This is a genomic window from Hwanghaeella sp., assembly GCF_965227365.1.
Taxonomy (GTDB): domain Bacteria; phylum Pseudomonadota; class Alphaproteobacteria; order UBA8366; family Aestuariispiraceae; genus Hwanghaeella.
This window is the reverse complement of sequence record NZ_OZ245754.1, coordinates 4,188,682-4,203,210: the sequence shown is the minus strand read 5'-3', so window position 1 is coordinate 4,203,210 and position 14,529 is coordinate 4,188,682. Positions and strand designations below refer to the sequence as shown.

Below are 14,529 nucleotides of genomic sequence, written 5' to 3'. Positions count from 1 at the left end.
CAACGGGTTTAGCGTTTTGGGATGTCGCTGCGCCGTAGATGGCGTTTCTGGGCGGCAATCCGGAATTGCGCGTTGGCGGCTCCGTATCCGTTGTACCCGCCGCGCCGTTCGATGATTTCGAAAAAGAACCCTTCCCGATAGATCGGGCTGTAGATCTGAAAATATTCCCCGTCGCCGTCCCGGTCGTACAAGATGCTGTTCGATTTCAACGCGTCGAGCATGTCGTCTTCCAACCCGAAACGGGCGTCCAGGTCGTCGTAATAGTTCGGTGAGATGGTGATCGCGGAAAAGCCGTTGCGCCGCAGGGCTTCCGCCGCGGCAAAAATATCCGTCGTCTCGAAAGCCATGTGCTGAACCGCCGAACCGAAGCTCTCGAAGATGAAATGGCCGGCGAGTGTCCGCCGGTTCTCCGCCCCGTTCAGCGTCAGGCGCAAGCTGCCGTCCTGGTTTTCGACCGCCTGGCTGCGAACCAGGCCGGCGGGATCGACCACATCGACCATGGGCGTCTTATGGGTTTCGAAAATGCTCGTATAGAAGAGCATCCAGGTCAGCATCTCCTCCAGGTTCATGGTCTGGGCGATATGGTCGATGCGGGTCAGGCCGGCATCGAGCGGTTTTCCGCCATCCTCTTCGATCGCGCGGAATTCGATATCCCAGACGCGTGCCAGGTCGCTCTTGCCGTCGATGAAATGCATCACGCCGCCGCCGACGCCGCGGATTGCCGGAATGTCCAATTCACCCGGTTTGACCTCCTGCGAAAACAGGGTCGCGCCCAGGGCTTCCGCCCGTTCTATGGTCGCTTGGGCATCTTCGACACGCAGGCCGATATCGCAGACCGTCGTGCCGTGGACGATGTAGGAGGAATGGGCGAAACCGGTTCGTTCCGTGTTGATCACGATATTGATGTCGCCCTGCCGCCAAAGGTCCACGTTCTTGGAGACATGGCGTCCTGTCCGAACGAATCCCAGCGTGCGCAGCAAGGTCCCAAGCGAGTCGGCTTCCGCCTTGTTCGCCGCAAACTCGACGAATTCGATCCCGCCGACGGGGATGCGGTCGGGCATGTCGTCGACCTGGATCTTGATGTCCGGCTCGACCCTGCGAACCTGATCCATCAAATAGACCAGCGACCGGTGCCCATCGATCGAGATGGCCTTGGGCGAGCCGCCTCGGAACTGATCGTTGAAGATCTCGAGAGAAATCACACCGTCGTAACCGGTCGCCGCCACGGCGCGCATGAAACCGGTGACGTCCAGGTCGCCTTCGCCCGGCATATTGCGGTAGTGCCTGGACCAATAAAGCAGGTCCATGTCTATTTTCGGCGCGTCGGCAAGTTGGATGAAGAATATCCTGTCGCCCGGAATGGACCGGATGCTGTCCGGGTCGATGCCTTTCGACAGGGTGTGGAAGGAATCCAGGATCAGGCCGATATTCGGATGGTCCGCGCGGCGGACAACTTCCCAGGCATCGCGATGGTCCGAAATGTGACGGCCCCAAGCCAGTGCTTCGTAGCCGACGCGGATGTCATGTTCCGCGGCCAAGTCTCCCAACTCCCGGAAATCGGCGGCGGCGCGATCGATCCCGCCCAGCGACAGGGGCGACACATTGGAACAGACCAATACCAGATCCGTCCCCATTTCGTTCATCAGGTCGAATTTGCGTTTTGCACGCTCGAAGGCCCGGGAGCGTTGGGGTTCCGGCATCCCCTCAAAATCGCGGAAGGGCTGGAACAGGGAAATTTCCAACCCATAGCCCCGAGCCATCTCGCCCACCTCGCGCGGAGATGCATCGAAGGTCAGGAAATCGTTCTCGAAAATTTCGATCCCGTCGAAACCGGCCTCGGCGATGGCCGCCAATTTTTCGCTCAAATCGCCGGCAATGGAGACGGTTGCGATCGCTGTTTTCATTTTCTGTCCCTGTCGGCGCCCACTTCGTTGCGCATGAGCATTGCCCGGCTGAGAACCATTTGCAACGATGCTGCGCGCGATGCTGCGGCATCGCGAAAACAGGGACAACAAAGAACCACACTAGTCAGGGAAGCAAATGATAACCGGCCGGACCCAAATTCTCGCTCATCTCGGCGTGCCGACAGAGACCTTCAAGGCGCCGATGATTTATAACCCCTGGTTCGATGCCAAGGGAATCGATGCCGTCGTCGTGCCGATGGGATGTGAGGCAGAGAATTATCCGGACTTCCTACGTCTTGTGTTCCGCCTGCGGAATATCGCGGGTGCCCTGGTCACCATGCCGCATAAAGTGACGACCGTGGGGCTGTTGGACGAGGTAAGCACTACGGTAAAGGTCTGCAATTCCTGCAACGCCGTGCGGCGTGATTCGGAAGGTAGATTGATTGGCGACATGTTCGATGGTGAAGGCTTCGTTCGCGGCGTGCTTCGTAAAGGACGGGCGATCGCCGGCGCGTCGGCCCTCGTCGTCGGCAGCGGCGGTGTCGGCTCGGCGATTGCGGCATCACTCGCAAAGGAAGGGGCGACGCGGATCGGGCTGTTCGACGTCAATCCGGCATCCGCGGAGAAACTCGCGGAAAGCCTAATCACGCATTACAGCGGCCTTTCCGTCACCGTCGGATCGAACGATCCGGACGGATGGGACATCGTCGTCAATGCCACGCCGTTGGGCATGAAGGAGGGAGACCCGATGCCGATGGATACGGATCGGATTTCGTCCTCATCCTTTGTCGGCGAAGTGGTGATGAAACGTGAGGAAACAGCGTTCCTGGCCGCCGCCAAGGCCCGCGGCTGCGTTACCCAGATCGGTACCGACATGCTGTTCGAACAGATCCCGGCCTATCTGGAGTTTTTCGGATATCCAAAGACGACGCCCGATGAGCTGCGGCGGCTGGCGACCATAGAATACTGATCCGGCCGGGATCAGCTGAGTACCGGGGTCAGCTGAGTACTGGGGTCAGCTGAGTTCTATGGCGGCTTTGTAGCCAGAATAGACCGCCGCGGCGATCATGCCCGGCGCATCGCAATCGCCGATTCGATGCAGGCCCGCCGGGGTGCCGTCGCGCCGTTCCTCCATCGCGTCGCGCAAGGGTCGGTAAAGATCATCCGTCGGTTCGCGCCGTGTCAGGGGCAGCAACCAATCCGCCTCGATCGTCGTTTCCCTGCCGCTGAAGATGCAGGAGGTGACGACCGATCCCGCCTCGACCCGTTCCACGCTGCGATTGGTGACGATCACGACCCCCGCGTCGATCAGGGCGGCGGCGGTCGCATATTCCTCGTTTGTATAGCGCGTCCAGGCTCCGGCGCGGCCCGACGGCGTCACAAGGGTGACCTTGTTGCCCCGGCCGGCCAGGCTCAGGGCCAGGACCGGGCCCAGATAATAGTGATCGTCGTCGAACAGTACGACATGGCCCGACGGCGTTTCTTCGCCCGACAGAACCGTGTCTGCGCTGATGACCTTTGCCCCTTCGCCAATCGCGAATTCGGTGTAACGGCGTCGGCCGATACCGTCCGTCGTCCAGCTGGCGCCCGTTGCCAGAAAGACATGATCGGCGCCGACGGCCAGAATATCGTTCAATCCCATCCGGCTTTCCCGGAAGATCTCGACATTCTGCAGTTTCTCGATCTGGCCGATACGCCAGTCGCGCACGCGTGCCCATTCCGAAAGACCCGGCAACCGGCTTTCGCGGGTTACGCGCCCGCCCAGATCGCGGGTCGCTTCCGTCAGCATGACGTCGAAGCCGCGTTCGCCCAGGACCCGAGCCGCTTCGAGCCCCGCCGGTCCGGCCCCCACGACCAGAACCTTTTCCGCCTTTGCGGCTTGCGGCAATCGTTCCGGATGCCAGCCCTTTCGGAATTCCTCGCCCATCGTCGGGTTCTGCGTGCAGCGCAGGGGCACGCCCAACGAGTTGTGGGCATAACAGATATTGCAGCCGATGCATTCGCGAATGTCTTCGATGCGGCCTTCTTCTATTTTCTTCGGAAGAAACGGGTCCGCGATGGACGGGCGCGCCGCGCCGATAATGTCCTGCGTGCCGTCGCGGACAACCCGTGCCATCGTGTCCGGCGAGGTGAATCGCCCGACCGCGGCGACCGGTTTTGAGGTCAGGGATTTCGCCTTGGCGACGCTGTCCTGCAGCGCGGCTTCCTTCACGAAGCGGGAGGCTCCCATCTCGATCCCGTAGTCCGGCACCACCAGGTCCCAGAGGTCGGGCAGGTCGGCCAGCCAACCGAATACGTCATAACTTTCGCTGTCCGCCAGATCGACGGAGAACCGACAGGCCAAAGCTGCCTTGTCGCCGATTGCGTCCCGCGTCACGTCGATCAATTCGCGGACAATGCGGACTCTGTTCTCGAGACTTCCGCCGTATTCGTCGCCGCGCGGATTGGTGACGGGGTTGAGAAACTCGGACAGCAGATAGTCATGAGTCGCATAGACGTAGACGATATCGAAATCGGCCTGGATCGCCCGCCGCGCCGCATCGGCCTGCCAGGTCAGGACATCTTTGATGTCTGCCTTGTCCATGCGGCGGCTCTGCACCGGATGATAGATATCGGGATTGGTCGGCGGCCGGCTGACGAGGCCCAACGGCGGCAGCCTTGTGCTCATATTCGCGATGTAATTCCCGCCGATCCACAACTCCGCGCCGGCAAGGCCGCCATGCGCGTGCACCGCTTCGGTCATTTTTGCATTGTCGCGAATGTCGTTTTCGTCCCACAGGCGGGCATAAGGGTAGTAACTGTCGTCGGAGGTCGGGTGCACGGAACAGTATTCGGTGCAGACCACCCCCCAGCCGCCTTCCGCTTTGATCCCCCGCATCGCCGCCAGCATGTCGGGCCGCTGCCAGCCCATGCCGGTGCAATGCGGCACCTGATAAAAGCGGTTCTTTGCCGTTACCGGGCCGATTTGGATCGGTTCGAACAAAACATCATAGCGTGGGTCGCGCATTGTCACCGCCCATTGGGTATTTTCTGGAAAGTCAGGATCTATTCGTAAGACTCGGCGCGGCGCAGAATCCGTGCAGCTTCGGTGGGGAAGACGGTTGCCATGAAGCTGGCCAGGATGCGCCGGCCTTGTCGGCGGTCCATGAAGTCCGGTGTGATGTGCAGGCGAATCCACATCCCGTCCGTCATGCTGTCCAAGGCGTCCGCCACGGAGACCGGCGTCCAGATATTGCCGGTAATCAGATGAGAGACTTCCCGGCACAACTGGGTGAGCACTTCATAGCGTGTGCGGTCGTGGTCATCGCAGATCGCGGCGAATCGGGGGCGCGCGGCGGCTTCCCCCCAGTATGAGTTCCACAATGCAAGGTTCCGTGCCGTGCACAGATCACTGTCGATATCCGCGAAGACCAGGGCGGTCAGCCGGTCGATCGGGTCGCTGCCGGCATCGTCGATCGCTTTTTTCCAGAACGCATCATATTCCGCATAGTGATGCTTCAAAGTTTCGACGAGCAGGTTTTCCTTGGTCTTGAAGTAAAAGACCGCGACGCCTTGCGACAGGCCCGCCGCCTTGGCGACCGTGGCGAGCGTCGTGGCGGACATTCCCAATTCGACGATCGAATCGATGGCGGCTTCGACAAGCTGTTTGCGCCGACGCGCGGCGTTCTCGACCTGTTCGCCCTTGGGCCGTCCGATAGGTTTCTTGTTCGTCTGTTCCGTCATTCGGAAAATTCCCCAAACCGAACCTGAGGATACGGGGTAACGCCGTTCCGCGCATCTGTCGAGTATTAATTTAACTAACTATTTAAAAAATATGGACGAAGGATTTTGCTTCGAATAGCCTGATTGGTGACGCGAGGGTCGGGGCCCAACGTCGCCGAGAAACACCTGCGGGGTGTTTGCGGGTGCGTTCCGGTGGAATGGCTTGATCGGTTTGCGTCGAGTTGGGTTTGCTTTTCTTCGGGTTTGGTTGGCGCAATGAAAACGGAACGGTACGACGCAATCGTTGTGGGGGCAGGCCATAACGGTCTGACAACGGGGTGCTATCTGGCCAAGAGCGGCTTGAAGGTGCTGATCGTTGAGCGGAACGACTATATCGGGGGGGCCGCGGTCAGCCGGGAACTGTATTCCGGCTGGACCTATTCGAACTGTTCCTATGTATGCAGCCTTCTAAGACCCGAAGTGGTTCGGGACCTGGACCTCGCGCGTCATGGCTTGCAGGTGATCCCCTATGAAAGCGGGGCCACCTTCATGTCCAACGGCGATCATTTCGCCTACTACTCCGACCATGACGCCCTTCGTCGGGAAATCGCGCGGCATTCGAAGAAGGATGTCGACGCTTACGACCGCTATTCCAAATTCGTCACCAAGCAATGCCGCTTCATCAAGCCGTTGCTGCTGCGCACGCCGCCCGACCCTGTCCGTTTCCGGCCCAAGGATATTCAGGAGCTGCTGTATCTCGGCAAACGGTTCCACGATCTGGGGCCGCGCGACATGGCTGATACGTTGCGCTTTTACACCATGTCGGTCGGTGAGTTCCTGGAGGAATTCTTCGAGAGCGATGTGATCAAGGCGCACCTCGCCGGCTCCGGCATTATCGGAACAGGGCTTGGCGTCTACTCGCCCGGTACTGCTTATGTGCTGTTGCACCACTATATGGGCGAGGTCGACGGCAGTATCGGGGCCTGGGGTTTTACCCGCGGCGGCATGGGCGGTGTTTCCAAGGCACTGGGAAAAGCGTTCGAGGCCTCCGGCGGTACGATCAAGGCCGGCAGCGGCCTGGACCGTTTCCTGATAAAGAACGGCAGGGTGCAGGGCGTCGTGCTCGACAATGGCGACACGTACACGGCCGATACCGTCATCTCGAACATGGATGTGCGGCGCACCTTCTTGAACCATGTTGAAGACGGCGAACTGCCGGGCGATTTCGTGAAGGCCGTGAAGCGGTTCAAAATCCGGGGCTCGTCCGGCAAGATCAACGTCGCCCTGGACGGTGCACCGACTTTCAATTCGGTTCCGGAAAACGCCTCCTTCCTGCGCGGCGACCTCCATGCTTCCGAGTCGTTGGATGAATTGGAACGGGCCTATGACGCTTGGAAGGAAGGGCGTTGGTCGGAAGACCCCTATTTCGACATGCTGATCCCGACCCATGTGGATCCGACGATGACGCCGCCGGGCAAGCATATGATGACCCTGTTCATTCAGTATGCCCCCTACGAGCTGGCCAATGGCGAATCCTGGGACGGCCCGAACCGCGAAGCCTTCGCCAATACGGTGATCGACAAGATTTCCCGCTACAGCCCCGATTTCAAGGATCTGATTCTGCACAAGGAAGTGCGCACCCCCTGGGATATCGAACGTGAAGTGGGTCTGACCGAGGGCAACATCTTCCAGGGCGAGCTCACCTTTGATCAGCTTCTCTTCAACAGGCCGGTCCCGGGCTACGCGGACTACCGCTCCCCGATCCGGGGGCTCTATCTGTGCGGTTCCTCCGCCCATCCTGGTGGCGGCGTGATGGCGGCGCCGGGTGCAAATGCCGCGCGCGAAGTATTGAGCGATTTGGGCCGCCAAGGGTACGGGAGGGCGGCATGACGCAATACGATGCCATCGTAATCGGGGCCGGGCATAACGGCCTGGCTGCCGCGGCGACCTTGGCCGGCGCCGGCAGGAAGGTCGTGGTGCTGGAAAAGAACACCATGCCGGGTGGCATGGCCGCCAATACGACGATCGCGCCGGGCTTTGAATGCCCTGCCATGGCGCATCTGCTGTCCAACCTGGATGGGGCCGAAATTGCGACCCTCGGATTGGACGGACATGGGTTTTCTCTTGCGGAGACCGACTTGCCGACGGTGTCGCTTTGCCCGGAGGGAAAGCATGTCGTCTTGGAGTCGAAAGGTGTGCGGCACTCGGACGGCACGCCGCTGGTTGGGGAACAGGAATTCCTCGCCCTGCGCGCGCGTCTCGTCCGGTTCGCGGGGAAACTCGCGGAACTGAAACGCCGGCCGCCGCCCGGTCTCAGCAGCATCGATTTGCGGGAAGCGCTCGCTCTCGGAAAGCTCGCCCTCGGCATTCGCCGGATGGGCAAGGAGGATACGCGCGAATTCCTTCGCGTCCTGTTGTCGAATTCCTACGATACGATCCTGGATGAAGTGGAAGACGGGCCCTTGGCCGGCGCCTTCGCGCTTGATTCCGTCCTGGGCGGTCATATCGGGCCCCGGTCACCGGGGACGGTGTTGACCCTGATGTACCGTCTGGCCAATGGCGGGGCAAAGCATCTGCCGCGCGGCGGCATGGGGGCGGTGATGTGCGCCTTCGAGGCGTCGGCCAAAGCGGCTGGGGCGGAAATCCGTTACGGCGCTGCTGTCGACAGGATGCTTGTCGAGGAAGACCGGACCGTTGGTGTCGTTCTTGCCGATGGAACTGAAATTTCGGGAGCGAAGGTTCTTTCCAGTCTGGATCCCCGGACGACCATGGTGCTTGCCGGTGTTGAGCACTTCGATGCGGAAATGATCCGCCGGGCTCGGAACATCCGCGCCAAGGGATGTACGGCGAAAGTCAATCTGGCGCTGGCCGCTGCGCCGGTCTTTGCGGGTTTGTCCGACGAACTCCATCGCGGCCGGCTCGTCCACGCCCCGTCTCTCGCGGATTTGGAAAAGGCCTTCAATCGGGCGAAGTACGGTGAGCTTCCGACAAGCCCGGTTTTTGAAGCGACGATTCCCAGCCTTTCCGACCCCGGCCTCGTCGACGGGGAAGGGCATGTAATGTCCATTGTCGTTCAGTATGTCCCTTATGCCTTGAAAACGGGTTGGACGGCCGAAAGTCGGGACGCATTAGCGGATATCGTGGTGGATTGTCTGGATCAGTTCGCGCCGGGGTTGAAAGCCTCCGTCATCGCCCGTCAGGTCCTGTCGCCTGTGGATATCGAAGCCGAAACCGGTGCGCCCGGCGGGCATTGGCATCATGGCGAGATGATCGCCGACCAGATGCTGATGCTGCGGCCCGCCCCCGGAATCGAACGTTACGCTTTGCCGGTCGAGGGTCTCTATCTCTGCGGTGCGTCGACCCATCCGGGCGGTGACGTCACGGGAATTCCCGGCTGCAACGCGGCGAAGGCTTCCTTGCAGGCTAAAATGGGGAGGGCTGCGGCATGACCGGTCATTGGCCGAACTTGCGCGACGGTTTGCCGGTGCGCCGCGGGCTTGTTGAAACGCCTTTCGATCGTCACCTGCGTCCTTTCAGCATTGCGGAGGATTGGGTCCCCTGGGCCGGGTTCGTGTCGGCCCGGCGCTTTGAGACGGTGGAAGTCGAGTATTTCGCCATCAGGAATCAGGCGACCCTGTTCGACATTTCGCCGATGCATAAATACGCCATCACCGGCAAGGACGCGCTGAAGGTCGTGAACCGGTTGCTGACGCGCAACGCCGCGAAGATGCGCGACAACCGTGTCGGCTATTCCGTTTGGTGCGACGAGGACGGCTCGGTCATCGATGACGGCACTCTGTTCCGGTTTTCCGAAACCTCTTTCCAGCTCTGCTGTCAGGAACCGCAATATACCTGGCTGCATGACATTGCCTGGGGGTTCGACGTTTCTATCGAGGATCAAAGCGAATCCATTGCCGGGCTTGCCCTGCAGGGGCCGACCAGTTTCTCGGTTCTGCAGGCGGCGGGTTTCTCGGGCATCGACAAGCTGAAACCGTTCGACGTGGTGGAACTGTCGCCGGGCCTGAAACTGTCCCGTACCGGGTTTACCGGAGACCTCGGTTATGAACTCTGGGTCGATGCCGAGAAGGCGGACGAGCTTTGGGAGCGGCTCTGGCCCGCGGGCCGGAATTACGGATTGCGGCCGATCGGCGGCGACGCCTTGAATATGGCCAGGATCGAGGCGGGTTTCATCGCGGCACGCGTTGATTTTCAGCCGATCCACGATGCTCAGCGCCCGACCCGTGGCCGCACGCCGTTCGAGCTCGGCTTGGATTGGCTGGTCGATTTCAACAAGGGACACTTCAACGGCCGTCGCGCCTTGCTCGAAGCGAAACGGCGCGGCCCCCGGACGATGCTGGTCGGATTGGAAATCGAGGGGCACAAGCCCGCCCAGGACGCTTTCGTGTATCACGGCAAGAAGAAGGAAGCCGGGCATATCACGTCGGCACTGTGGTCGCCGACCTGTAAACGCAATCTGGCCCTCGCGGAACTGCGCGCGCCCTATGGCGTGTCGATAACCGACGATCTTTGGGTCGAGATCTATCACCCGAAGGAAGGGAAATGGGAGAAGGTCATGGCAAGGGCCAAGATCGCCGAGCGGCCTTTCTTCAAGAATGATCGGCGTACCGCGACGCCGCCGGGACGGTTTTGAGATGACGGTCGGCCACCCGCGCAGCACTGCTTCCGCCCGGCGCCGCAATGGCGGCCGGTCCGCCCGCAAGGCGATGCGGGCAGCGACGGAAGGCCGGCCCAAGGCGGTTTGGGCAGGGTTGAGCGGCGGCGCCTACAAACCGTTGGGCGATCGCGACCTCTCCAAAATTCACGACGCGGCGCTCACCATCCTGGAGGAGGTGGGGATTGCGGACCCGACGCCCCAGGTCGCCGCCCTGGCCTGCGAGGGCGGATGCTCCTTGGACGAGAACGGCCGTTTGCTCTTTCCCCGCGCGCTGGTCGAGGATGTCATCGCGAAGGCGGCGCGGTCCTATACGGTCTTCAGTCGCAACCCGCGGTTCGACGATATCCTGGTCGGCGGCAAATCGGTCAATTTCGCGACCTCGGGCGAAGCGGTTTCTGTCCTGGATCTGCAATCCCGTGCCTTCAGACCTTCGACGATCCGCGACCTGTACGACTTCGCCCGTGTGGTCGACAGCCTGGATAACATCCATCAGTTCGGCCAAACCGTCGTGCCGACCGATCTGGAAGATTTGTTCGAGCACGATATCAATGTTGCCTATGCTCTGATGGCGGGGACGGAAAAGCCCTGTGAGATGGCCTTCAACAGCGCCGAGCATATCGGGCCGGCGATTGAGCTGTTCGATATGGTGGCCGGCGGTGAGGGAAAATTCGCCGAACGCCCCTTCGTCTCGTTCGGGGGCTGCCCGATCGTCTCGCCGCTACGGTTCGCGCATGACAATCTGGACGTCCTGGTCGAGACGTCGCGCCGGGGCATGATCAACGATATTGCGATCGCGCCGCAGGCGGGCGCCACCGCGCCGGCGCGTCTGGCGGGCACCCTGGCGCAGGTGACGGCGGAAGGGCTGGCCTGTCTTTGTATCGTGAACCTGATCCGGCCGGGTTGTCCGATGTCCTTCGCCAATTGGCCCTTCGCGGTCGATCTGCGGACCGGGTCTTTTTCCGGCGGGTCGGGCGAGGTTGCGGTGGCATCGGCCGCCGCCGCCCAGATCGGCCGGTTCTACGATTTACCGACGACCGTCGCGGCGTCGATGTCGGACTCGAAGCTGCCGGATGCCCAGGCGGGCTATGAAAAGGGGATATCCGCCGTGGTCGCGGGGCTGGCCGGCGCCAACCGGGTTCTCGAATCGGCGGGCATGCTGGGCAGCCTGATGGGCTGTTCCTTCGAGGCCCTGGTAATCGACAACGACATGCTGGGCATGGCGCAGCGCATCCTGCGCGGCGTCGAGGTGAGCGACGAAACGCTGGGATTAGAGGGGATCAAGGCCGCCGCCCTGGGGGCCGGCCACTATCTCGGCGCGGCGGAAACGCTGGCGGCGATGGAAACGGAATACCACTATCCGGATCTCGCGGATCGGCGCTCGACCCAGGTTTGGGCGGCGGATGAACCCACGGACATGCTGGAGCGCGCTGCGGAAAAGGCCGACGCGCTGCTGGCGACCCATTTCCCGGATCATATCGATCCGGCGCTGAACCGACGCATTCGGGAACGGTTCCCGATACGGATCGATCCGCAGATGATGCGCGGAGAAGACGCGTAGAGGTGTAAGGAGGCGTGATGACAGGCTTGAGCAATTCCGCGGCAGTGATCCGCGAATACGACAACAAGCACTACATGCATCCCTGGGAGGCGATGTGGGACGCGGACGGCGCGGACCGGACCATCTCGGCCCGGGCGGAAGGGATCTATATATACGATCAGGACGGAAAGAAACTGATCGACGGACCGGGCGGCATGTGGTGCACGCAAATCGGTTATGGGCGGCAGGAAATCGCCGATGCCATCGCCGAGCAGGTGATGCAGCTTTCCTATCATTCGCCCTGGAACACGGCGAGCGAGCCGTCCGCCCTGTTGGCGAAGAAATTGACGGAACTGGCGCCGGGTGATCTGAACACCGTTTTCTTCACGACCGGCGGATCGACCGCGGTGGATACCGCGCTACGCTTCGTGCATTTCTACAACAACCGGCTCGGTCGACCTGATAAGAAAATCGTCATTTCGCGCGAAAAAGCGTATCACGGTTCGACCTATCTCGCGGCCTCGGTGACCGGCAAGGAACGCAGCAAGAGCTGGTTCGACGTCGACAACGACCTGACCCATCTGTTGCCGGACGTGAATCCGAATCTGCGCCCCGATGGGATGGATCTGGAAGCGTGGTGCGACATGAAGGTCACGGATCTGGAAAACGCGATCAAGGCGTTGGGGCCGGACAATGTCGGCGCCTTCATCGCCGAACCGATCCTGGCGTCGGGTGGGGTGATCATCCCGCCGCCGGGCTATCATAAGAAATGCCTGGAAGTCTGCCGGGCGCACGATGTGCTGTACATCTCGGACGAGGTCGTCACCGGTTTCGGCCGGCTCGGGCACTGGTTTGCCTCCGAGGACGTCTACGGCATCGTCCCGGATATGATTACCTGCGCGAAGGGCCTGACGTCGGGCTATCTGCCGCTCGGCGCCTGCCTGATCTCGGACCGAATCCTGGAGCCGATTACCGGCGAAGGGCAGGAAGGCGTGATGTTCTCCAACGGCTACACCTATTCGGGACACCCGGTTTCCTGCGCCGCTGCGCTGAAGAACATCGAGATCATGGAACGGGAGAACATCCTGCAGCATGTCCGCGACGTGTCGCCGTATTTCCTGGAACGGCTCAACGCCTTGCGGGCCTCGCCGATTGTCGCGGATACACGGGGCGTCGGTCTGGTCGGATGCGTGGAGGGGCGGTTGACTGCGGGGGACGAAAGCCGGCTCGCGCTCGACCAGAAATTCGGCAGCCGAATCGACGAAAAATGCGAGGAACTCGGCCTGATCGTCCGGCCGCTTTTGAACATGTGCGTCTTCTCGCCGCCCCTGATCATCACCCGCGCGCAGATCGACGATATGTTCGACATCCTGGCCAAGGCCATCGATATTCTGGCGAAGGAAACAGGAGAGGCATAAGGCGCTACTGCAGTGCAACGAACCCCTTGTGCAAAGGCCCGTTTTGGGCGTCAATAAAACCACATAAAAAACAACCGAACAGGAGATGTGAATGTTAGAGGTCAAGAAGCTTCTCAGAAGCGTTCTGCTCGGCGCCGCCGCTGTCGCGACGCTGGGCGGCGCGGCCAAGGCGGAAGAAGTAATTCGCGTCACGAACTGGGCCGAGTATATCGGCGAGGAGACGATCGCGAACTTCGAAAAGGAAACCGGAATCAAGGTTATCTACGATAACTACGACTCGGTCGAAGCGATCGATTCCAAGCTTCTGGCCGGCGGTTCCGGATATGACGTGGTGTCGCATTCCTCGAGCCAGATCGCCCGGCTGATCCCGGCGGGAATCCTGCAGGAAATCGACAAGTCCAAGGTTCCGAACCTGTCGCACGGCATGCCGGAAATCCTGAGTCAGATCGCCGCCAAATGGGATCCGGACAACAAGCATATCGTTCCCTATATGTGGGGAACGCATGGCGTGACCTATAACAAGGAACTGGTGCTCGAAACCTACCCGGACGCGCCAATCGGCTCGTTGGACATGATCTTCGATCCGAAGCACATGAAGGAAATCGCGAAATGCGGTGTCTCCTTCCTGGATTCCCCGGGCGACGTGATCCCGATGGCGCTGGCCTATCTTGGCTTGGAGCCGGATTCGAACAAGGCATCCGACTACGAAAAAGCGAAGGAACTGCTTCTCGCCATCCGCCCCTACATCAAGACTTTCGACAACTATGCCTACCAGCGCATGCCGCAGAAGGAATTCTGCGTCGCGGTGACCTGGGGTCCGGACGGCCTGCTGGCGATGTCCGGCGCGAAGGAAGCCAATACGGGTGTCGTGCTTGATTTTTTCCTGCCGCCGGGTGAAGGCGCGGCGCAGCTCTGGGTCGACGGCTGGGTCATTCCCGCCGATGCCAAGAATGTCGAGGGCGCTCATAAATTCCTGAACTACATGATGCGCCCTGATGTCGCCGCGGGTGACAGTAACTTCACCTGGTACGCGTCCGCCAACAAGGATGCGGTCGAGTTGATCGATCCGGAAGTGACCGGCAACCCGGCTTCCTACCCGCCGCCGGAATCGGTCGCAAAGATGTACACCATGACGCCGCTGAAGCCGAAGATCGAAAGGGTCCGCACCCGGGTCTGGACCGACTTCAAGGCCGGAAACTAAGTCATCCAACAGGGCTGGCAGCGTTCGATAACGTTGCCGGCCCCTTTCTTGGACTTTCGTCATGACGTGGTCATCCATGCGCAACCGGATGT

General features: G+C 61.0%; 10 protein-coding genes. 7 read left to right on the top strand and 3 right to left on the bottom strand.

The genetic code is table 11. The features are described from left to right. Positions 1-8 precede the first annotated feature (8 nt). The gene (locus ACQK2G_RS19225) at positions 9-1,904 is read right to left on the bottom strand and encodes a bifunctional sugar phosphate isomerase/epimerase/4-hydroxyphenylpyruvate dioxygenase family protein (protein WP_425406655.1); all 1,896 of its coding nucleotides are present in this window, start codon (positions 1,902-1,904) and stop codon (positions 9-11) included. Between the two features lie 136 nt (positions 1,905-2,040). Here ACQK2G_RS19225 and ACQK2G_RS19220 point away from each other — a divergent pair, with 136 nt between their 5' ends. After that, positions 2,041-2,874, top strand: coding sequence for a shikimate dehydrogenase family protein (locus ACQK2G_RS19220; RefSeq protein ID WP_425406654.1), 834 nt, complete (start codon positions 2,041-2,043; stop codon positions 2,872-2,874). Between the two features lie 45 nt (positions 2,875-2,919). Here ACQK2G_RS19220 and ACQK2G_RS19215 read toward each other — a convergent pair whose 3' ends face one another. Next, entirely contained in the window at positions 2,920-4,911 is a 1,992-nt protein-coding gene (locus ACQK2G_RS19215; protein WP_425406653.1) for an FAD-dependent oxidoreductase, read from the bottom strand. 38 nt (positions 4,912-4,949) lie between these two features. Continuing rightward, positions 4,950-5,627 (bottom strand): TetR/AcrR family transcriptional regulator, encoded by a 678-nt coding sequence (locus ACQK2G_RS19210; protein WP_425406652.1) that lies wholly within the window; start codon positions 5,625-5,627, stop codon positions 4,950-4,952. A 255-nt stretch (positions 5,628-5,882) separates the two neighbouring features. Here ACQK2G_RS19210 and ACQK2G_RS19205 point away from each other — a divergent pair, with 255 nt between their 5' ends. The 6 genes from ACQK2G_RS19205 to ACQK2G_RS19180 all read left to right on the top strand — a co-directional run bounded on the left by ACQK2G_RS19205 (position 5,883) and on the right by ACQK2G_RS19180 (position 14,437). Next, positions 5,883-7,496 (top strand): phytoene desaturase family protein, encoded by a 1,614-nt coding sequence (locus ACQK2G_RS19205; protein WP_425406651.1) that lies wholly within the window; start codon positions 5,883-5,885, stop codon positions 7,494-7,496. Next, positions 7,493-9,055 carry a phytoene desaturase family protein gene (locus ACQK2G_RS19200; protein WP_425406650.1) on the top strand — a complete coding sequence of 521 codons (1,563 nt, stop codon included), beginning with the start codon at positions 7,493-7,495 and terminating at the stop codon, positions 9,053-9,055. Before ACQK2G_RS19205 ends, ACQK2G_RS19200 begins: the two co-directional genes overlap by 4 nt. Next, entirely contained in the window at positions 9,052-10,257 is a 1,206-nt protein-coding gene (locus ACQK2G_RS19195) for an aminomethyltransferase family protein (protein ID WP_425406649.1), read from the top strand. Before ACQK2G_RS19200 ends, ACQK2G_RS19195 begins: the two co-directional genes overlap by 4 nt. 1 nt (position 10,258) lies before the next feature. Next, complete coding sequence (locus tag ACQK2G_RS19190; RefSeq protein WP_425406648.1) at positions 10,259-11,839, top strand: trimethylamine methyltransferase family protein; 1,581 nt, start codon at positions 10,259-10,261, stop codon at positions 11,837-11,839. A gap of 17 nt (positions 11,840-11,856) precedes the next feature. Next, positions 11,857-13,236 carry an aminotransferase gene (locus tag ACQK2G_RS19185; protein ID WP_425406647.1) on the top strand — a complete coding sequence of 460 codons (1,380 nt, stop codon included), beginning with the start codon at positions 11,857-11,859 and terminating at the stop codon, positions 13,234-13,236. A gap of 91 nt (positions 13,237-13,327) precedes the next feature. Next, positions 13,328-14,437 (top strand): extracellular solute-binding protein, encoded by a 1,110-nt coding sequence (locus tag ACQK2G_RS19180; RefSeq protein ID WP_425406646.1) that lies wholly within the window; start codon positions 13,328-13,330, stop codon positions 14,435-14,437. The last annotated feature ends 92 nt before the right edge of the window (positions 14,438-14,529 follow it).

Excerpts from the sequence above, each read along its gene's own strand:
- ACQK2G_RS19225 (WP_425406655.1), bottom strand. The coding sequence starts at position 1,904 with ATGAAAACAGCGATCGCAACCGTCTCCATTGCCGGCGATTTGAGCGAA.
- ACQK2G_RS19220 (WP_425406654.1), top strand. The coding sequence starts at position 2,041 with ATGATAACCGGCCGGACCCAAATTCTCGCTCATCTCGGCGTGCCGACA.
- ACQK2G_RS19215 (WP_425406653.1), bottom strand. The coding sequence starts at position 4,911 with ATGCGCGACCCACGCTATGATGTTTTGTTCGAACCGATCCAAATCGGC.
- ACQK2G_RS19210 (WP_425406652.1), bottom strand. The coding sequence starts at position 5,627 with ATGACGGAACAGACGAACAAGAAACCTATCGGACGGCCCAAGGGCGAA.
- ACQK2G_RS19205 (WP_425406651.1), top strand. The coding sequence starts at position 5,883 with ATGAAAACGGAACGGTACGACGCAATCGTTGTGGGGGCAGGCCATAAC.
- ACQK2G_RS19200 (WP_425406650.1), top strand. The coding sequence starts at position 7,493 with ATGACGCAATACGATGCCATCGTAATCGGGGCCGGGCATAACGGCCTG.
- ACQK2G_RS19195 (WP_425406649.1), top strand. The coding sequence starts at position 9,052 with ATGACCGGTCATTGGCCGAACTTGCGCGACGGTTTGCCGGTGCGCCGC.
- ACQK2G_RS19190 (WP_425406648.1), top strand. The coding sequence starts at position 10,259 with ATGACGGTCGGCCACCCGCGCAGCACTGCTTCCGCCCGGCGCCGCAAT.
- ACQK2G_RS19185 (WP_425406647.1), top strand. The coding sequence starts at position 11,857 with ATGACAGGCTTGAGCAATTCCGCGGCAGTGATCCGCGAATACGACAAC.
- ACQK2G_RS19180 (WP_425406646.1), top strand. The coding sequence starts at position 13,328 with ATGTTAGAGGTCAAGAAGCTTCTCAGAAGCGTTCTGCTCGGCGCCGCC.